General features: G+C 60.4%; 20 protein-coding genes and 1 pseudogene. 10 read left to right on the plus strand and 11 right to left on the minus strand.

Going from position 1 to position 16,535, the window contains the following annotated elements:
• Positions 1 to 5 precede the first annotated feature (5 nt).
• The 10 genes from AYR66_RS15050 to pseB are packed head-to-tail and all read right to left on the minus strand — an operon-like array spanning position 6 to position 8,474.
• Positions 6 to 671 (minus strand): class I SAM-dependent methyltransferase, encoded by a 666-nt coding sequence (locus tag AYR66_RS15050; protein WP_141104082.1) that lies wholly within the window; start codon positions 669 to 671, stop codon positions 6 to 8.
• Entirely contained in the window at positions 671 to 1,384 is a 714-nt protein-coding gene (locus AYR66_RS15055) for a WbqC family protein (protein WP_170942157.1), read from the minus strand. The genes AYR66_RS15050 and AYR66_RS15055 overlap by 1 nt, the downstream gene beginning before the upstream one ends.
• The gene (locus tag AYR66_RS15060; RefSeq protein WP_088708168.1) at positions 1,381 to 2,400 is read right to left on the minus strand and encodes a DegT/DnrJ/EryC1/StrS family aminotransferase; all 1,020 of its coding nucleotides are present in this window, start codon (positions 2,398 to 2,400) and stop codon (positions 1,381 to 1,383) included. Before AYR66_RS15060 ends, AYR66_RS15055 begins: the two co-directional genes overlap by 4 nt.
• Complete coding sequence (locus tag AYR66_RS15065; protein ID WP_088708169.1) at positions 2,387 to 2,845, minus strand: acyltransferase; 459 nt, start codon at positions 2,843 to 2,845, stop codon at positions 2,387 to 2,389. The genes AYR66_RS15060 and AYR66_RS15065 overlap by 14 nt, the downstream gene beginning before the upstream one ends.
• Positions 2,845 to 3,897: an N-acetylneuraminate synthase family protein gene (locus AYR66_RS15070; protein WP_088708170.1), complete on the minus strand. Its 1,053-nt coding sequence runs from the start codon at positions 3,895 to 3,897 to the stop codon at positions 2,845 to 2,847. The genes AYR66_RS15065 and AYR66_RS15070 overlap by 1 nt, the downstream gene beginning before the upstream one ends.
• A 13-nt stretch (positions 3,898 to 3,910) precedes the next feature.
• Positions 3,911 to 4,951: a UDP-2,4-diacetamido-2,4,6-trideoxy-beta-L-altropyranose hydrolase gene (pseG, locus tag AYR66_RS15075; RefSeq protein WP_088708171.1), complete on the minus strand. Its 1,041-nt coding sequence runs from the start codon at positions 4,949 to 4,951 to the stop codon at positions 3,911 to 3,913.
• Positions 4,948 to 5,577, minus strand: a complete 630-nt coding sequence (locus tag AYR66_RS15080) for a pseudaminic acid biosynthesis-associated methylase (RefSeq protein ID WP_206047186.1) — start codon at positions 5,575 to 5,577, stop codon at positions 4,948 to 4,950. Before AYR66_RS15080 ends, pseG begins: the two co-directional genes overlap by 4 nt.
• Positions 5,578 to 5,587: 10 nt before the next feature.
• Positions 5,588 to 6,325: a cytidylyltransferase domain-containing protein gene (locus AYR66_RS15085; RefSeq protein ID WP_088708173.1), complete on the minus strand. Its 738-nt coding sequence runs from the start codon at positions 6,323 to 6,325 to the stop codon at positions 5,588 to 5,590.
• The gene (pseC, locus tag AYR66_RS15090) at positions 6,322 to 7,479 is read right to left on the minus strand and encodes a UDP-4-amino-4,6-dideoxy-N-acetyl-beta-L-altrosamine transaminase (RefSeq protein WP_088708174.1); all 1,158 of its coding nucleotides are present in this window, start codon (positions 7,477 to 7,479) and stop codon (positions 6,322 to 6,324) included. The genes AYR66_RS15085 and pseC overlap by 4 nt, the downstream gene beginning before the upstream one ends.
• Positions 7,476 to 8,474, minus strand: a complete 999-nt coding sequence (gene pseB / locus AYR66_RS15095; RefSeq protein ID WP_088708175.1) for a UDP-N-acetylglucosamine 4,6-dehydratase (inverting) — start codon at positions 8,472 to 8,474, stop codon at positions 7,476 to 7,478. The genes pseC and pseB overlap by 4 nt, the downstream gene beginning before the upstream one ends.
• Positions 8,475 to 8,764: 290 nt before the next feature.
• Here pseB and AYR66_RS15100 point away from each other — a divergent pair, with 290 nt between their 5' ends.
• The 6 genes from AYR66_RS15100 to AYR66_RS15125 all read left to right on the plus strand — a co-directional run bounded on the left by AYR66_RS15100 (position 8,765) and on the right by AYR66_RS15125 (position 12,324).
• Positions 8,765 to 9,139, plus strand: coding sequence for a flagellar protein FlaG (locus AYR66_RS15100; protein ID WP_088708176.1), 375 nt, complete (start codon positions 8,765 to 8,767; stop codon positions 9,137 to 9,139).
• A gap of 128 nt (positions 9,140 to 9,267) precedes the next feature.
• The gene (gene fliS, locus AYR66_RS15105) at positions 9,268 to 9,756 is read left to right on the plus strand and encodes a flagellar export chaperone FliS (RefSeq protein ID WP_088708177.1); all 489 of its coding nucleotides are present in this window, start codon (positions 9,268 to 9,270) and stop codon (positions 9,754 to 9,756) included.
• A gap of 3 nt (positions 9,757 to 9,759) precedes the next feature.
• Positions 9,760 to 10,089: a flagellar protein FliT gene (locus tag AYR66_RS15110; protein ID WP_234814912.1), complete on the plus strand. Its 330-nt coding sequence runs from the start codon at positions 9,760 to 9,762 to the stop codon at positions 10,087 to 10,089.
• 5 nt (positions 10,090 to 10,094) lie between these two features.
• On the plus strand, positions 10,095 to 11,243 hold the full coding sequence (gene fliK / locus AYR66_RS15115) for a flagellar hook-length control protein FliK (RefSeq protein ID WP_088708178.1): 1,149 nt from the start codon (positions 10,095 to 10,097) through the stop codon (positions 11,241 to 11,243).
• A complete protein-coding gene (locus AYR66_RS15120; protein WP_088708179.1) occupies positions 11,230 to 11,553 on the plus strand; it encodes an EscU/YscU/HrcU family type III secretion system export apparatus switch protein in 324 nt (107 codons plus the stop codon). The genes fliK and AYR66_RS15120 overlap by 14 nt, the downstream gene beginning before the upstream one ends.
• Positions 11,554 to 12,324 carry a flagellar brake protein gene (locus AYR66_RS15125; protein ID WP_088708180.1) on the plus strand — a complete coding sequence of 257 codons (771 nt, stop codon included), beginning with the start codon at positions 11,554 to 11,556 and terminating at the stop codon, positions 12,322 to 12,324.
• Between the two features lie 30 nt (positions 12,325 to 12,354).
• Here the strand turns inward: AYR66_RS15125 and fliE are convergent, their stop codons facing one another.
• The gene (gene fliE, locus AYR66_RS15130; RefSeq protein ID WP_088708181.1) at positions 12,355 to 12,696 is read right to left on the minus strand and encodes a flagellar hook-basal body complex protein FliE; all 342 of its coding nucleotides are present in this window, start codon (positions 12,694 to 12,696) and stop codon (positions 12,355 to 12,357) included.
• A 329-nt stretch (positions 12,697 to 13,025) separates the two neighbouring features.
• On the opposite strand from fliE, the gene fliF reads away from it, so the two are divergent.
• From fliF to AYR66_RS15150, 4 genes and pseudogenes are all read left to right on the plus strand, one after another.
• Positions 13,026 to 14,588, plus strand: coding sequence for a flagellar basal-body MS-ring/collar protein FliF (gene fliF / locus AYR66_RS15135; protein ID WP_214608766.1), 1,563 nt, complete (start codon positions 13,026 to 13,028; stop codon positions 14,586 to 14,588).
• Positions 14,581 to 15,576, plus strand: coding sequence for a flagellar motor switch protein FliG (gene fliG, locus AYR66_RS15140; RefSeq protein WP_088708183.1), 996 nt, complete (start codon positions 14,581 to 14,583; stop codon positions 15,574 to 15,576). Before fliF ends, fliG begins: the two co-directional genes overlap by 8 nt.
• 26 nt (positions 15,577 to 15,602) lie before the next feature.
• Positions 15,603 to 16,268: a flagellar assembly protein FliH gene (locus AYR66_RS15145; RefSeq protein WP_088708184.1), complete on the plus strand. Its 666-nt coding sequence runs from the start codon at positions 15,603 to 15,605 to the stop codon at positions 16,266 to 16,268.
• Positions 16,265 to 16,535 (plus strand): annotated as a pseudogene (locus AYR66_RS15150) (flagellum-specific ATP synthase FliI); the annotation flags it as partial. The gene AYR66_RS15145 and the pseudogene AYR66_RS15150, both read left to right, overlap by 4 nt.

Consider the following 16,535-nt stretch of genomic DNA (forward strand, 5'->3'; position numbering starts at 1 on the left):
GCCATTCAGGGTTTCTTCGCAACGAAATTCCAGCTCGCGAAATGCCAGCCACTGTCCGGGAGCTCGCGCTGTATCGTCTTGTGCTCCATGACCAGCATCTCGAAGCCCTTGAACAATTCCAGCAGGTGCGGCTTGTCGGAAAAATGGACGCGGCCCACATCGGCGAAGGAACCATCCTGGTAGCCCGTGCGTGTGTACGCATCTTCCGCCGCCAAGCCGCGCTGGTATTCCGAGTACGCGGTCGAAAACCAGTCTATGCCGATGAATTTTCCTCCCGGCTTCAATCGCGCATGCAGCATCTCGATACAGTGAATGATCGCGGCACTGGTATTGTGGGTCAGCGACGACCGGTCCACGACCAGGTCGAAGTCGCCGGCGAACGGAATCTCGAGCGTGAAGTCACCGGCGGCGATGTTGTCCTTCAAATGCGGGAATCGCTCCCAAAGCTTTTCGACGATCGCAGGACTTCCTTCTACCGCGAAATACTCCACGCCCAGGGACTGAAAGAACGGAATGTTCGCCCCTGCACCACATCCCAGTTCCAGCACCCGGAAATCTTTTCCAGCCGGTCTGGCATGACGCATGACATAGCCGACCAGGTCGCTCCATGGCCAGATGCTGAGATGGGTCAACTCCTTGTAGCGCCTGTCCCATTCGGTCGAAAAATTCACTAGTCTCCTCCCTCATGGGCGACCCGGGAAATGTTCCCGGACATCAGAACGGAAAACGATTCGGGACCGACGTTGAACAGAAGGTCGATCAGCGACATATACGGCTCGAATTCGCCGTGAAGCTGGCTGTAACGAGGATGAACATAATCCTGGAAGGTGACGCCGATGTCATTTTTCTCGAATGACGCCACGTCCGCATAGTTTTTCCCCTGTGCGCCGAAAATATAGTGGCGGGCCTTCAGCTTCACGCACATGTCGAGGACGAGATCCGACTTGTAGCCTGAGAAATCGTAGTCCGATGCCTTGACGATGGGGATCTTGATGCCAAGCGCGTCCAGCGAGAATCGCAGGATTTCCGTATTCAGGTCGGTCAGGTAGTCAAACTGCGTTCCGAGGATTTTTTCCAGCGCACCGATGTGGTCCTTGTAGAACGGCGCCTTCTGATACGCGAGCTGTATCGATTTCAGATGCTTCCGGTTCCAGCCATTATTGACGATGCGTATATCGCAAATCTTCTTCTGGAAATGGTCCTTCGATTCCACCGGTACCGAAAGCCAGATCGGGCCGGCATTGGTCTTGATCTTGTTACGGTTGTTATAGTCTTTGGTCTGGTATTGCGCAATATCGAAAATGCAGAACATGTCCGCCAGCGCGATCTTGTGAAACAGACCGAGCCAGGGCAGATACACGGGCTGGTGTGCAGTCAGGATCATGCCAGGCCCTTCACGCATGCCGCGATGTTCACTGCCTGTTCATCCGTCAACGCAGGAAAGACTGGGAGCGATACCGTCGTTTTCGTCATATCCCAGGCATGCGGATAGTCGGCACCGTCGCCGAGCAATTCCCAGTCCTCGATAGGAACGATGGCCCGCACGCCGTTCTCTGCCAGTGCGGTCAGGATTTCGCCCTGCCTGTAGGTTCGGATGACCGCACGGTAGCGCACCGGCTCGAACCCTGCCGCATTCACGGGAGCGTCGAGGAGATTCAATCCGGCTTCCTGGTAGATCTTGAAAATAGCTGCGCGCCGTTCGATGAAGCCGGGAAGCCTTTTCAGTTGCACGCGTCCCACCGCTGCCTGCATGTCGGTCATCTGGAAATTGAAACGCCGATGCCTGTCATGCCTGCAGTCGAATTCACGGTAATCGCGCACTGCATCGACCAGGCTCTTGTCATGCGATACAAGCATTCCGCCTTGCCCGCCCGAGGTCATCATTTTCGTCGCATAGAACGAGTAAATGCCAACCTTGCCTTGCAAGCCGGTGCGGCGTCCGCCGACCTTCGCGCCGAGACTTTGCGCGCAATCTTCGATCAGTTGCTTGTCGCCAGCTTCAGAGAGATCCATCGGAATGCCGAACATGTGCGGCGCGATGATAATCTCCGCTTTCGAGCTTGTAGCTTGTGCAAGGTCGATGTTAGGTGTTCCCTTGCCGGTGTCCAGCAAGATCTCTTCACCGCCTGCCATCGCAATCGCATTCCGCAGCGCCGAGCAGGCATAGACCGGCAATCCGACAGGTTTTCCCTTCGCCCCAAGTACCCAGAGGGCAAGGAACAGCGCCGCCGTCCCGGACGACACCGCAACCGCATGCCCCGCCGGCAATCCGAGGAATTCACACAGCGCATCCTCGAAGGCGGCGACTTCCTTCCCTTGCGCCAGCCAACCGGACTGAATCACCCTGGAGGCCGCCTCGGCCTCTTCGGCACCACATGCGGGACTGTTATGCGGGATCATTCTCGGACAGCTTCTGCGCGTAATACCCCGGTTTGACCGTCATCGGATTGCCAATTACCAGCGAATACGGGGGAATGGCTCCGGCTTCGACAATGGTGCCGGCAGCCACGACGGAATGGTGGCCGATATGGGCGCCGCCCTTGATGACGGAATGCGAACCGACAAAGACATTGTTTTCAAGGACGATATCGCGCCGGTCCACCTCTTTGGCCAAACCGATGCATTTCCTGTGCGAGTCGGCGCAATTGATCGAGACGAACGACGCGATATCGCAGTTGTCGCCAATGACGACCCGCGCGCCCTTGCCGTTCACTTCGGACATGCCGCCGATGTAGACATTGGCGCCAATTTCAGGATTGCCGACGATCCAGACCAGCGGATGGAAACGGTTCTTCGGAAAGGTCGTCAACTCCGCGAAGCGGGCTTCGAATTCTGACTTGTCCATCAGTTGAAGTCTCCCAGTTCCAGCAGGCTGCCCTTGGCAATTTTCCTGGCCGCGACACGTTGAAGCACCTTCTCGAACAGCGCGGGCGGCAGTCCGTTACCGGGACGGCGCAAGCCGATATTGCCTGCGTCCAGCACGGCACCCGGCTCGATATCCTGCAGGGCGACAATACTGCGCCGCGCCAGCGTGCGCATCTCGCGCTCCGCAGTGGTCGGCCGCACCTGGGCAGAACCCATCATGATGTGCGCGGTGCGGATCGCCTTGATCCACTGCCCCGCACCATCCGGGTCTTCGGAGAACCAGTGGTCAGGCCCGGGCAGGTCGTGACTGAGGGTGAAATGCTTCTCGAATACTGTGGCGCCCATTGCCACCGCCAGCGAGGATGCCAGCGGTCCCTGGGTATGGTCGGAGAAGCCCATGACCACCGACGGGAAAGCCGCGGCCAGGGTACGCAGCTTGAGCAGGTTCACATCGGCCGGCGGCGTCGGATATTGCGACGTGCACAGGAACAGTACGGTCGGATGTCCATCCAGCGCGCCGACGGCTTCCAGCCCCTGGTGGACTTCGCCAAGATCGGACATGCCGCACGACACCAGCATCGGCAGCCCGGCACTGGCGTAATCGCGCAGCAGCGGGAGGTTCGTGAAGTCGTCGGAACCGACCTTGACGGCGGGTACGCCGAGTTCGAGCAGGAGGTCGAGGTCGGAGCGATTTTGCGGCGTGGACAGGAAGAGGATGCCGGTTTCATCGCAGCGACGCTTGATCGCCAGCCAGTCGCTGCGCGAAAACTCGTAACGCCGGAACATATCCAGCATCGATTCTGTGACTTCCTTGCCTTGCGAGCGGTAGGTGAACATCAGCGTCGGGTCGCCCACGAATTCATCCGCCTTGAAGGTCTGGAACTTCACGGCATCCGCGCCGAGACGCTTCGCGACCGCGATCATCTCGAACGCCTTGTCGAGGTCGCCGTTATGGTTGATCCCCGATTCGAGAATCACAAGCGGAGGCTGGTCCTTGCCGACGAGTCGTTCACCGATCCTGATTTGCGTCATGGTTTTACCTCTGTCATTCCGTTTGCATCAATGCCTGCACGACGCGCAAGGCACCCTTGCCGTCCACCAGGCTGCGGGCGCGCTGCGCCATGCTCGCCATTGCAGCGGGGTCGAGGCTCTCGACGGCCCGGCGATAATCTTCCGCGCCAAGTGAATTTCCCCATCCCAGGTCAACTGCCGCGCCGTAGGCCGCCACTGCACGGGTCAGTTCCAGCTGGTTCTCGGCGAGGACGACTTGCAGCGTCGGCAAGCCGAGGCAGCAGCGCTCCCAGGTGGCGGTCCCACCCGCACCGATTGCGAGGTCGGCGGCATCCATCAACTCCGCTATTGACGGCGTCTGGCAATGGTAGGTGGCGCCCGGGATGGCGGCGCACATTTCCTTCACCTGTTCGCGATGCGGATTGGAACTTCCCACCACAACATCCAGCCTGACCTGCATTGGTAGCGCGCGCAAGCCTTCCAGTGCCTTGCCCGTTTCATTGCCCGGATCGCTGCCGCCGAAGAAGACGAAAATGCGCTCGATGCGCCCGTCGCGTTCCCTGGCGCACCCGGCGAGCCGCCCGAATTCCGGACGCAGCAGCGCAAACCGCGGACCGAGCAATGTCTTGCACGACGACGGGATCAATCCTTCATATCGATGCGCGATGTCGCTGCCGTAGTTCTGGTCAAGCAGGACGTCAGCATCGTGCTTGCGGTCCGCGAGGTCGTCGATGACGAACAGCCTGTCGCAAGCAGCCCTGCACTTCGTTTCCCAACGCGCGTCGAGTCCGTAATGGTCGACGATCAGCCAGTCGACACGCCGAGCCGACAATGCCGCCAACATCTGTTCCGCATCCTCTTGCCAGCCCGGCGGCGTGCCGCTGCCGGCGGGCAGCCGATGCACGGCGAATCCCTCGGCGTGGACAAGGTCACACAGGTTGCCCGGTAACTCGCGCGAGACGAATTCCACCACCATCCCCGCTTCGCGCAATGCATTCGCGATCGCCAGGCACCGCATCACATGCCCGGTTCCGATCGAGACAGCTGCGTCGGCGCGGATGGCGACTCTCGTCATTGGCCGGTTTTCTCCAGCACGAACCAGGTGAGGTCGTCTTGCGGGAACTGCACATCCCGGCGATATGCAAAGCCGTAATCGACCAGCCTCAGGTCAGGATAGCGCTCGAGCATTTCGCCGGCAAAATCGCGCTTGAACAGCTTGCCGGTATTGCCGCGGTAAGTCAGTTCGACCGGCACGGGGTTGTAATACTCGGCCAGGCAGATATAGCGGCGCGCGGTCTTGTACATGCTGTCGTACACATCCGGGAGGCTGTCCGGATTGATATGGATGAGCACACCCTTGATGAACACGAGGTCGCGCTGGTAATCGGGCTGGAAATCAAGAATGGATTGCGGGTAGACCTTGATGCCGCCCATCCTTTGCAATTCTTCCGCCGCCTTCAGGTTGATCTCGATCGCGGACAGTTCGACGCCCGGCACCAGCGCGCGGAATACCTTGAGGTTCAGGCCGATATTGGCGCCGAATTCGATCACCGACTTCACCGGCTGCATGCACGACAGGATGCGGCTGGTGAAACCGAGGTTGGCGGCATCCACGGCCGCGCCCTGGTTGCGCTCGATGTATTCGTTGCCGAAGTCCCCGGCCCAGAATTGTTCCTGCTCCGTCTTGAAATTCCTGCTCACTCCGCGCTCCTCATTCTCCGAGTTTTTTCTGCCGCACATGGGCATTGATCGCCGGCCAGTCCGGGTGCCGCTCCAGCAAATCCAGGACATCCTGGGTGGTGAACTGCGGGTTGCCGGGGTACAGCGCTTCGATGATGCGGCGGACGAGTTCGAAATCGTCCGGCGTATCGACCGTCCACCGGTGATGGCTCAGGTCCTCCGCCTGCACGACTTGGCCGATGCGGAAACGCTCCGGCCTCGTGTAAAGGAAAGGCGACACATGTTCACGTTCGGGTTCGGCCTGCGCCTCGCGCCAGGCAGTCTCCAGCGCACGATACGGAAACACCTCGACGGCAAGCCCGTACGGGAAGCTCTGCGTCAGAGAGTTGGACACGTAATCGTAGGCGCCTCCGCTGTCGCGATAGAAAGCAATGACCCTGTCGATGACCGTTGGATCGATCAGCGGGCAATCGGATGTCACGCGCACAATCAGGTCGGCCTTGTGCAAGGTTGCCGCTTCATAGTAACGGCCGAGCACATCATTCTCGGAGCCGCGGGTACACGCAACGCCGAGCCGCGCGCAAAGATCGACAATGGGCTGGTCCGTATCGTTGGTCGTCGTGGCGATCACGACGTCGTCCGCCAGCTGCGCGCGGCGGATGCGTTCGATGTGGTATTCCAGCAATGACTTGCCGAGAATTTCCTTGAGCACCTTCCCGGGAAGCCGCGTGGAAGTCATGCGTGCCTGGACGATGATGACGGTTTTCATTGGAATACCTCGGCCAGGGCTTCGACGACGCGATCCTGGTCCGCATCGGTCAAGCCATAAAACAGGGGAAGGCTGATTGCTTCCCGGTAATACTGTTCCGCCACGGGGAAATCGCCCTGCTTGAAACCAAACTGCCGGTAATACGGTTGCGTATGCACCGGAATGTAATGGAGATTGACGCCGATGCCGCGCTCGCGCAATCCTTCGAACACCTGCCGGTGCGTCTTGCGAATGCGGTCGAGCTGCAGGCGGATGACATAGAGGTGGAACGAGGATGCGCCATCCGGATGCTGCCAGGGCAAGGTAAGCGGCAGCCCGGCCAGCAAACCATCATACCGTGCGGCGAGTGCGCGCCGGCGCGCGACGAAGGCATCCAGCCTGAGCATCTGGCTGCATCCGAGCGCAGCCTGCAGGTCCGTCATTCGGTAATTGAATCCCAGCGCGACCTGCTGGTAGTACCAGGGCCCGTCGGGTTCCTTGTCCATCAAGTGTGCTTCGCGCGTCATCCCGTGCGAGCGGAACAGCTTCAGCCGCTCATACAGGTCCTCGCGATTAGTCAGCACCATGCCGCCTTCCCCGGTTGTCACGATCTTGACGGGATGAAAGCTGAACACCGTCATGTCGGAATGCGCGCACGAGCCGACGGGCTTGCCGCGGTAGTAGGCACCAATGGCATGCGATGCATCCTCGATCACGGTGAGCGCGTAGCGGCGCGCAAGCTCGCCCAGCGCCGCCATGTCGCAGGACTGCCCCGAAAAATGGACAGGGACGATCACCTTCGGCAAGGTTCCGGATTGCGCGGCAGCCTGCAGCTTTTGCTCCAGCGCAGCCATGTCCATATTGTAGGTACGGGGATCGATATCCACAAAGCCGGGACGGGCGCCGCAGTAGAGGCCGCAATTCGCCGACGCCAGGAAGGTATTGGGCGAGGTCCATGAGACATCACCCTCCCCCAGGCCGGCGGCGAGGCAGGCGACGTGCAGTGCCGCCGTGGCGTTGCTGACCGCGACCGCATACTTGGCTCCGCAGTACTGCGCGACGGCTTTCTCGAACTGCTCGATGGCCGGCCCTTGTGTCAGCCAGTCCGACCGCAGCACGTCGACGACGGCACGGATGTCCTCGTCGCTGATGTCCTGCCGTCCGTAAGGAATCATGATTCGACGATGCACGCCATGTTGCGCAACTCTTCCGCAGTCAGGAAGTGCGGATTGCTGCCCGAACTGTACTCGAACCCTTCAGGCACCGGCTTGCCGGTTTCGCCAAGGGCGTTGATCCGGAAATCGCACTGGACAGTAAACGTGATTGCAGGGCAGATCACGTAATGATCCGAAAATTCGAGCGTCTGGTGCGCATTGTCTCCGGGGCACATCACTTCATGCAGCTTCTCGCCGGGGCGGATGCCGATGATGCGAACCGGCAAATCCGGCGCCATCGCAGTGGCGAGATCGGTAATCCTGGAAGACGGGATTTTCGGCACGTAAATTTCGCCGCCGTGCATGCGCGAAAAACTCTTCAGCACGAGATCGACGCCATCCTGCAAGGTAATCCAGAAGCGCGTCATGCGCGCATCCGTCACCGGAAGGTCTTTTGCGCCTTCGTCGATCAGCTTGCGGAAGAACGGCACCACGGAACCACGCGAGCCTACGACATTGCCGTAACGCACGACGGAGAAGCGGGTCTTGTGGCCGCCTGCGATATTGTTGCCGGCGACAAAAAGCTTGTCGGATACCAGTTTGGTCGCGCCGTAAAGGTTGATCGGGTTGGCCGCCTTGTCGGTGGACAATGCGATCACTTTTTCCACGTTGTTTTCCAGGGCCGCATTAATGACGTTCTCGGCACCGTGGATGTTCGTCTTGATGCACTCCATCGGGTTGTACTCGGCCGCCGGGACTTGCTTGAGCGCTGCCGCGTGCACCACATAGTCCACGCCGCGCATCGCCTGCTTGAGGCGCTGGCCGTCCCGCACGTCCCCGAGGAAGTACCGCATTGCAGGCGTATTGAATACCTGCTGCATCTCGAACTGCTTCAATTCATCGCGGGAAAACACGATGACACGACGCGGCTTGTAGCGCTCAAGCACCGTCTTGATGAATTTCTTGCCGAAAGATCCAGTGCCACCTGTAACAAGGATGGATTTATCGTTGAACATTGTTTTTTCCTGACGGCATTGTGACGTGATACACGCAGCATACTCTGAGGGCCAACGCTTTAAATAGCGATAAAACCGCAAAAAAGGCCGACTATTCCAGCAATTGGCGCAACAATCGCCCGACCGCCGCGCACACACGGCATTCCGTGCTAAAAAGATATTGGGCAATCCTAAATTTCTAGAAATTCCGGCCGATATAACAGGTAAGCCTGAATTGGCGCCGCCATTCAGAATTTTTGGCCGTCTTGCCATTTATTTAATTTTCTGGCGAGGCGCCCGCGGAGGGCATCATGAACAGCATCGGACCGATCACCAGCTCGAACCAGTCTGCACAGCATCTGGAGAAATACACATTTGCGTCGGACGCATCGCCCGTGGCGAGTGCCCCCGCCGCGCCGGTCGCCACCGCTTCCGCTGTCGAACCGCCACGGCAAGCCCCAAGCCCCGAACAAGTCACGCAAGCCCTGAAAAGCATCAACAAGACAATGGAAGGTCTTTCCCAGGGACTGGAGTTCACCATTGACGAAGACAGCCACCGCACTATCGTGAAAGTGGTGGACAGGAACACCAAGGATGTCATCCGCCAGATCCCCACGGAAGAAGCCCTGGAAATCGCCAAAGCCCTCGACCAGGTAACCGGCTTGCTAATCCGACAAAAAGCTTGAAATCGGAGTAAGCGGATAAATTGCCTTCTAAAGTTCGATTTGGCGAGACCGATAAGTAGCTATGCTTAGCACCTGAAATCACGCAGCCGCGTCTTCAGGCGGCCTCGGCACCGATTAAGGAAACACACATGTTTGGATCAACACAAAGCGGAGCACGCGCTTATGCCACTGTCGGCGTCGAAACCGGCGTTGCGGCGGCAGACCCGCACAAACTGATCGTCATGTTGTTCGAAGGTGCGCTGGTTGCAGTCGCATCCGCCACCCAGCACATGCAGGCCGGGGAAATCGCAAAAAAGGGCGCCGCAATCTCCAAGGCCATTTCCATTATCGATAACGGCCTTCGCGCCAGCCTCGACAAGAAAGTCGGCGGCGAGATCGCGCAAAATCTCGACGCGCTGTACGAATACATGAGCAACCGGCTGCTGCTGGCCAACCTGCACAACCAGGTGCCCATGCTCGACGAAGTCTATCAACTGCTCTCGGGCTTGAAGTCGGCATGGGAATCGATCGCGCCGAACACCAACCAGGCCGCCGCACAGGGAGCACCGCAGGCCGCCTCCCCGGCGACGGGATACGACCCGCTGGCCCCGAACACATCCAGATTAGTGAAAGCCTGATCAATGATGGACAGCCATGAAGTTCTGTCGCTCTATGAGAGCGTCGCGGATATCACACGGCAGATGCTCGATGCGGCACGCGTTGGCAACTGGGAGCAGCTGGCCGAGCTGGAATCGCGCTGCTCGACGCAGGTGGCGATGATCAAGGATGGCGAACCGTCTGCAGCCATGACCGGCGTGGTGCGCGAACGGAAGGTAAAGATCATCCGCAAGATCCTCGAAGACGATCGCCAGATCCGGGACATTACCGAGCCCTGGATGGCGCGGCTGACCACGATAATGAATAACGCCAGCAACGACCGCAACGCGGCGCAGACAAACCCCACCAGTTAATCACCATGCTGCCGCGGGCCGACCTCAATACCACCCGGCCCCCGGCCTCTCTAGAGGCCGCAACCACTGTCGTTTCTTCGACGGACACGCGCCTCGAGATCTTCCGGCGCCTGAACCAGATTGCCGTCGGCAGGGAACTCCAGGCTACGGTCGATGCCATGCTGGACGACGGCACCTTCCTCGTAAAGGTCGCCGACACCACCGCGCGCATGGCGCTTCCCGTCGGGACCAAGGTTGGCGACACCCTTTCGATGGTCTTCATCGGCAAGGATCCCCGCCCGACATTCCTGCTGACGCAGCAGCAAGGCAGCACACCCGCGTCGCTGAGCACAACTGGAAGGCTGGTTGACCACCTCCTGCAAGCGGCAGAAGATGCCGGCACCCCGAACGCCGTCACAACACGCATTCCCCTGGTCGCATCCGCCGCCGCGATGGAGCCGAAACAGGTTGCCTCGGCTTTGCAGAACGCCCTGTCCGGGAGCGGGCTGTTTTACGAATCCCACCTGCACGAATGGATCAGCGGAACGCGCCCGGCGACGGACCTGGCGCGCGAACCGCAGGCCAGCCTGCAGGAAGGAATCCGGCAGCCGCCGGCCAGCACGAAGGATGCCCCCAATCCGGACCTGGCAAAGCTGGCCGCCAGCATGCGCGAGATCGGCGACGGCGCGCAAAAGCTCGCCAACCTGATTCGCGAAGCCCAACTGCAGACGGTAAATACCGCCACGACCGACGCCGACCTGATCACGCCCGCCCCGCCGCCGCTGCCGACGGTTGAACCCGAGGCTGCGCGCCTCATCAATCTGCAGCTCAATACGCTTGAACACCAGGCGGTCCGCTGGCAGGGACAGCTCTGGCCCGGCATGCCCCTGGAATGGGAAGTGCAGGAAGAAAAGGAACAGCGGGAAGAAACCGCATCCCAGGCCGAACCCTCCACGCCGGTATGGAGCAGCTCAGTGCGTTTCGAACTGCCCACTCTGGGAGGCGTGTCCGCCACTGTGCGACTGGTCGGCAATCGCGTCCACGTGCAGGTGAATACCCAGACCGAAGATGCCGCGACCACCATCCGCTCTTTCGGCAACCTCCTTGCCGATTCGCTCGACGCAGCCGGCGCACCACTCGACTCACTGTCGGTGAAGCAGAATGAATCGACCTAACCCCAGCCAGAGCGCCGTTGCGCTTGCCTATCAGACCGGTGACCTCGCCCCGCGCGTGGTGGCCAAGGGACGCGGATTGATCGCAGAGGAGATCATATCGCGCGCACGGGAGCACGGACTCTTCGTCCACGAATCAAAAGAACTCGTCGCCTTGCTGATGCAGGTCGACCTGGACCGACACATCCCTCCGACCCTGTACCGGGTAGTGGCGGAATTGCTCGCGTGGCTTTACCATATCGACGCATTGAAGAACAAAGGAGACAAGGGGCCGAATCCCCGCCCCTTGAACGGAACGGAAAAGCAGGAATAAATGTCATTCACGAACAAGTTCGGCACTGAGGACGTCAGCCCCTACCAGGTGCACTCGCGTCGAGAGATCGTCGGACTGCTGCGCTCCATGCATGAGCGCAACCAGCTGGTTACCATGCAGGCCGCCGGCGGCGCCGAAGCGGTCGTCACCTCCATCCTCGATGTCGACGAGGAAGCAGGCATCGTTGTCGTCGACCGCGCGCCGAGCAATACGCTGAACCAGCGGCTGCTGGGCAGCGACAACATTTCATTCGAAACCGTCCTCGACAACATCCGCATCCTGTTCTTTTCCAACAAGATGAGGGAATGCCTGTATGACAACCTCCCCGCCCTGTACATCGCCATTCCTCCGAGCCTGATCCGCCTGCAGCGACGCGAGTATTACCGCGTGACGACGCCGGTCGCCAATCCGGTGCGCTGCACGATCCGCATTCCCGCTGACGATGAGTCCGGCGCCCCCGGCACGACCGTCATCGTGACACTGAAGGACATCAGCGGCGGCGGCGTGGGCGTCATCGACGAAAAGAAAATGCTGGATAACACAATCGGCCGTATTTATGCCGATTGCCGGATTGATATCCCAGGCGGAACGGTGGTGAACTGCAAGCTGCAAGTCCGGAATTCGCACGACTTGACACTGACGAGCGGCAAGTCCATCCGCAAGGTCGGATGCATGTTTGTCAATCTTCCGAGCGCGATGCTCGCGGCGGTCCAGCGCTACATCACCAAGCTCGAGCGCGAGCGCAACGCCAAGGCGACGGGCATGACCTGAACGTGCGCCCCTCGGGGCGCATGACAATCCTTACACTGACATGTTCATGATGTCGTGATAGGCCGACACCAGCTTGTTGCGCACCTGGATGGTCGCCTGGAAGGCAATATTGGCTTTCTGGGAATTGATCATGACATCCGACAGGCTGACACTGTCATCGCCCAGCACGAACTTCTTGGCAAGTTCCTCGGACTTGTTCTGTGCCGTGTTCACCTGATCCAACGCCGACTTCAGCGCGCTTCCGAAATCGACCTTGGGCGCCGCCTTTTCACCCTGGATGGGATTCACCGGGCCGTCGGGACGCGTGGCAGCCGCCCGCAACTGGGCAATCATTGCCTCGATCTTGCTCGAATCGATCATTCCGGTTTTCATGCGTTCTCCCTTTGACACCCTCCGCCATCAGCGGCGTCGGCACAGCCTTTTTCACAGCGCTAAGGTAGCACGCAAAAAACACGCACTGGCCGGGGATAAACACAGGAAAAATTGTTCTGTTCCAGCGATCGATTTCGCTTAACAGGAAGAAAATCCTACACTAAGGGAAAAACCTCGATTTGCAGGACCAACATGACCAATAACACGAAGAACGACAGCAGAGCCGGAGGCGCGCCGTGGCAGTAGCCGGCGAAGGCGCCATCGTACCCGCATCCCCCGGTGGGATCGTCGGCTTCGCCCAGACGCCGGGCGGGCGCAACTTTTTCCTGATGCTTGGCGTGGCAGCCGTGGTCGGCGTCATGTCGGGCGTGTGGCTGTGGAGCCAGCAGCCGGATTACCGCGTGCTGTTCTCGAATTTTTCGGACCGTGACGGTGGCGCCATCGTCGCCGCGCTGCAGCAGGCCAACGTCCCCTACAAATTCGCCGATGGCGGCGGCGCCATCCTCGTGCCGGCCAACCAGGTCCACGATGTGCGCCTCAAGCTTGCATCGCAAGGCCTGCCCAAGGGCGGCAATGTCGGCTTCGAGCTGATGGAAAACCAGAAGCTGGGCGTGTCCCAGTTCCTCGAACAGGTCAATTTCCAGCGCGCCCTCGAAGGCGAGCTGGCCCGCTCTATCCAATCGCTCGGCGCGGTGCAGGCAGCGCGCGTCCACCTCGCACTACCCAAGGCATCGGTCTTCGTGCGCGACCAGCAGAAGCCGACCGCATCGGTCTTGCTCAACCTGCATCCCGGCCGCACCATGGATCCGCAGCAGGTCAGCGCCATCGTGCACCTTGTCGCAAGCAGCGTGCCGGAACTGCCGACCAAGAACGTCACCGTGGTTGACCAGAATGGCAACCTGCTGTCCGAATCCGGCAAGCCGGCCGGCGCCAACGGACTCGACCCGACGCAGCTCAAGTACGTGCAGGAACTGCAACAGAGCATCGTCAAGCGCATCGAATCCATCGTCACACCGATCGTCGGCCCCAACAACGTGCGTGCCGAAGCGACCGCGGATGTCGATTTCTCGCATTCCGAACAGGCCGCAGAAACCTACAAGCCGAACGGCCAGCCGAACGCCTCCACCATTCGCAGCCAGCAGAGCAGCGAGTCGCAAAGCAATTCGCCGCTCGGCGCCTCCGGCGTGCCCGGCGCGCTCAGCAACCAGCCGCAGCCGAACGCCACGGCGCCGATCGCCGGCAGCCCGCAGCAGTCCGGCACACAAACTGCCGCTGCCGCTTCGTCGGGCAATGTGCAGAAGGACATGACCGTCAATTACGAAGTCGACAAGACGGTGCGTTATGTGCAGCAGCCGATGGGCGGCATCAAGCGTCTTTCGGTCGCCGTGGTGGTCAATTACAAGAAGGAAGTCGCGAAGGACGGCAAGGTCACCATGAAGCCGCTGTCCGAGGATGAAAAGACGCAGATCAGCGACCTCGTCAAGGAAGCCATGGGCTTCAGCAAGGATCGCGGCGACAGCCTGAACGTGGTCAACAGCCCGTTCGCGGGTCCGGAGAAGGAAATCATTCCGGAAACGCCGATCTGGAAGCGGCCGGAAGCGATCGACATGGGCCTTAGCGGCGGCAAGTACCTGCTCGGCATTGCCATCCTGGCATACCTGTTCTTCGGCGTGCTCAGGCCAATGTTCAGGCGGATCATGAAGACCTTCGATCCGCCGCCTCCGCCGGTTGAAGAAGATGATGCCGTCGTCCACATCCAGCACGAAGTGGAACCGATGGGCCAGAAGGTGCGCAGTTACCAGGACAACCTGGAAGCTGCAAAAACCCTGGCCAAGAATGATCCGAAAATGGTCGCCAACGTAGTGAAAGCATGGGTAGGAACAAATGAATGAGGATGGCGTAACCAAGGGAGCAATCCTGATGCTGGCCCTCGGCGAGGAAGAAGCTGCCGAGGTGATGAAGTACCTCGGCCCGCGCGAGGTACAGAAGCTTGGCGCCGCGATGTCGGCCATGAAGGCGGTAGCGAGCGAGCAGCTCGAAGCGGTGCTCGCCGACTTCCGCGAAGAGACGGAGCAGAACACATCCTTCGGCCTCGACTCCGACGAATACATCCGCACCGTGCTGACCAAGGCGCTGGGCGAGGACAAGGCCTCCTCACTGCTCACCCGCATCCTCGGCACGCGCGACGCCAGCGGCATCGAAAGCCTGAAGTGGATGGACGCGCAGTCGGTCGCCGACCTGATCCGCAACGAGCACCCGCAGATCATCGCCACCATCCTGGTGCACCTCGAGCGTTACCACGCCTGCGAAGTGCTGACCTATTTCACCGAACGCCTGCGCAATGACGTCGTGCTGCGCATCGCCACGCTGGACGGCGTGCAGCCGACCGCATTGCGCGAACTGAATGAAGTGCTGACCAAGCTGCTCACCGGCAACGAAAACCTGAAGAAGAAGCCGATCGGCGGTGTGCGCACCGCGGCGGAAATCCTCAACTTCATGAGCGGCGACACCGAGACCTCGGTGATGGACAACCTGAAGAACTACGACAGCGACCTTGCCCAGAAGATCATGGACGAGATGTTCGTGTTCGACAACATCATCGACATCGACGACCGCGGCATCCAGGTGCTGCTGCGCGAAGTGCAGTCCGAATCCCTCATCGTCGCGCTCAAGGGCGCCAACCAGGACCTGCGCGAGAAGATCTTCAAGAACATGTCGCAGCGCGCTGCGGAGATGATGCGCGAAGACCTCGAGTCCAAGGGACCGGTCCGCCTGTCCGAAGTGGAAGCGCAGCAGAAGGAAATCCTGCAAATCGTCCGCCGCCTCGCCGACGAAGGCCAGATCATCCTCGGCGCCAAGGGCGACGACCAGTTCGTTTAAACAATTAGCGCGATATCAGGACAACAATGAGTTCGAACGTCATCCCCAAAGAGCAGCTCACCGCTTACCAGCGCTGGGAGATGGCTTCCTTCGGCGAGGAACCGCGCGCGCAACAGACGGCCGCAGCAGCGGCAGCAGCAGCGGCAGCCGCCCAGCAGAAAATTGCCGCGGAGGCCGCTCGACTGCGCGAAGAAGCGCGGCAGCAAGGCTACGACGAAGGCTTCAACCAGGGCCACGCGGAAGGCCTGGCGGCCGGCCGCACGGAATCGGCACGCGAGACCCTGCGCTTGCGACAGGTGGCGGAAGCCTTCGACGCCGAACTGGCACGCGTGAACGACGCCGTTGCGGACGACATGCTGAACCTTTCGCTCGACCTCGCCAAGGCCATGCTGAAAACCGCGCTGAAACTGAAGCCGGAACTCGTCCTGCCCGTCGTCAGCGAAGCCATCCGCTACTTACCCAGCGTGCAGCAACCCGCCATGCTTGTCCTCCACCCGCAGGATGCGGCCATCGTGCGCGACCACATGAAGGACGAACTGGAAAAGGCGGGCTGGCGCCTGGGCGAAGACATGCAGATTGAACGCGGCGGATGCCGCGTCGAGACGGCCAGCAACCAGATCGACGCCACCCTGCCGGTGCGCTGGCAGCGCATCGCCGACGCGCTCGGCAAGCAAACCGACTGGCTCGAATGACCGGCACACACACCGAACGCTGGCAATCCTACCTGCGTGACTGCAGGTCGCTGGTATCGATTCCCGAACCGATGCTCGTGTCCGGGCGCGTCACGCGCGTGGCCGGCCTGGTGATGGAGGCGGTCGGCCTGAAACTGGCGGTCGGCAGTGCCTGCACCGTTCCGCTGCCGAGCGGCGCGAAGATCGAAGCAGAAGTCGTCGGGTTCGAAAACGACAAGCTGTTCCTGATGCCGCAGAGCGACGTTGAAGGCGTCGTTCCCGGCACCC

The organism is Noviherbaspirillum denitrificans, from assembly GCF_002211445.1.
GTDB lineage: Bacteria > Pseudomonadota > Gammaproteobacteria > Burkholderiales > Burkholderiaceae_D > Noviherbaspirillum > Noviherbaspirillum denitrificans.

What these genes read in the sequence shown, in the direction of transcription:
- AYR66_RS15100 (WP_088708176.1), top strand. Translation starts at nt 8,765, where the DNA reads ATGAACAGCATCGGACCGATCACCAGCTCGAACCAGTCTGCACAGCAT.
- pseC (WP_088708174.1), bottom strand. Translation starts at nt 7,479, where the DNA reads ATGATTCCTTACGGACGGCAGGACATCAGCGACGAGGACATCCGTGCC.
- fliS (WP_088708177.1), top strand. Translation starts at nt 9,268, where the DNA reads ATGTTTGGATCAACACAAAGCGGAGCACGCGCTTATGCCACTGTCGGC.
- AYR66_RS15145 (WP_088708184.1), top strand. Translation starts at nt 15,603, where the DNA reads ATGAGTTCGAACGTCATCCCCAAAGAGCAGCTCACCGCTTACCAGCGC.
- fliF (WP_214608766.1), top strand. Translation starts at nt 13,026, where the DNA reads ATGCTTGGCGTGGCAGCCGTGGTCGGCGTCATGTCGGGCGTGTGGCTG.
- AYR66_RS15125 (WP_088708180.1), top strand. Translation starts at nt 11,554, where the DNA reads ATGTCATTCACGAACAAGTTCGGCACTGAGGACGTCAGCCCCTACCAG.
- pseG (WP_088708171.1), bottom strand. Translation starts at nt 4,951, where the DNA reads ATGACGAGAGTCGCCATCCGCGCCGACGCAGCTGTCTCGATCGGAACC.
- AYR66_RS15055 (WP_170942157.1), bottom strand. Translation starts at nt 1,384, where the DNA reads ATGATCCTGACTGCACACCAGCCCGTGTATCTGCCCTGGCTCGGTCTG.
- AYR66_RS15120 (WP_088708179.1), top strand. Translation starts at nt 11,230, where the DNA reads ATGAATCGACCTAACCCCAGCCAGAGCGCCGTTGCGCTTGCCTATCAG.
- AYR66_RS15070 (WP_088708170.1), bottom strand. Translation starts at nt 3,897, where the DNA reads ATGACGCAAATCAGGATCGGTGAACGACTCGTCGGCAAGGACCAGCCT.
- AYR66_RS15060 (WP_088708168.1), bottom strand. Translation starts at nt 2,400, where the DNA reads ATGATCCCGCATAACAGTCCCGCATGTGGTGCCGAAGAGGCCGAGGCG.
- fliG (WP_088708183.1), top strand. Translation starts at nt 14,581, where the DNA reads ATGAATGAGGATGGCGTAACCAAGGGAGCAATCCTGATGCTGGCCCTC.
- pseB (WP_088708175.1), bottom strand. Translation starts at nt 8,474, where the DNA reads ATGTTCAACGATAAATCCATCCTTGTTACAGGTGGCACTGGATCTTTC.
- AYR66_RS15085 (WP_088708173.1), bottom strand. Translation starts at nt 6,325, where the DNA reads ATGAAAACCGTCATCATCGTCCAGGCACGCATGACTTCCACGCGGCTT.
- fliK (WP_088708178.1), top strand. Translation starts at nt 10,095, where the DNA reads ATGCTGCCGCGGGCCGACCTCAATACCACCCGGCCCCCGGCCTCTCTA.
- fliE (WP_088708181.1), bottom strand. Translation starts at nt 12,696, where the DNA reads ATGAAAACCGGAATGATCGATTCGAGCAAGATCGAGGCAATGATTGCC.
- AYR66_RS15065 (WP_088708169.1), bottom strand. Translation starts at nt 2,845, where the DNA reads ATGGACAAGTCAGAATTCGAAGCCCGCTTCGCGGAGTTGACGACCTTT.
- AYR66_RS15110 (WP_234814912.1), top strand. Translation starts at nt 9,760, where the DNA reads ATGATGGACAGCCATGAAGTTCTGTCGCTCTATGAGAGCGTCGCGGAT.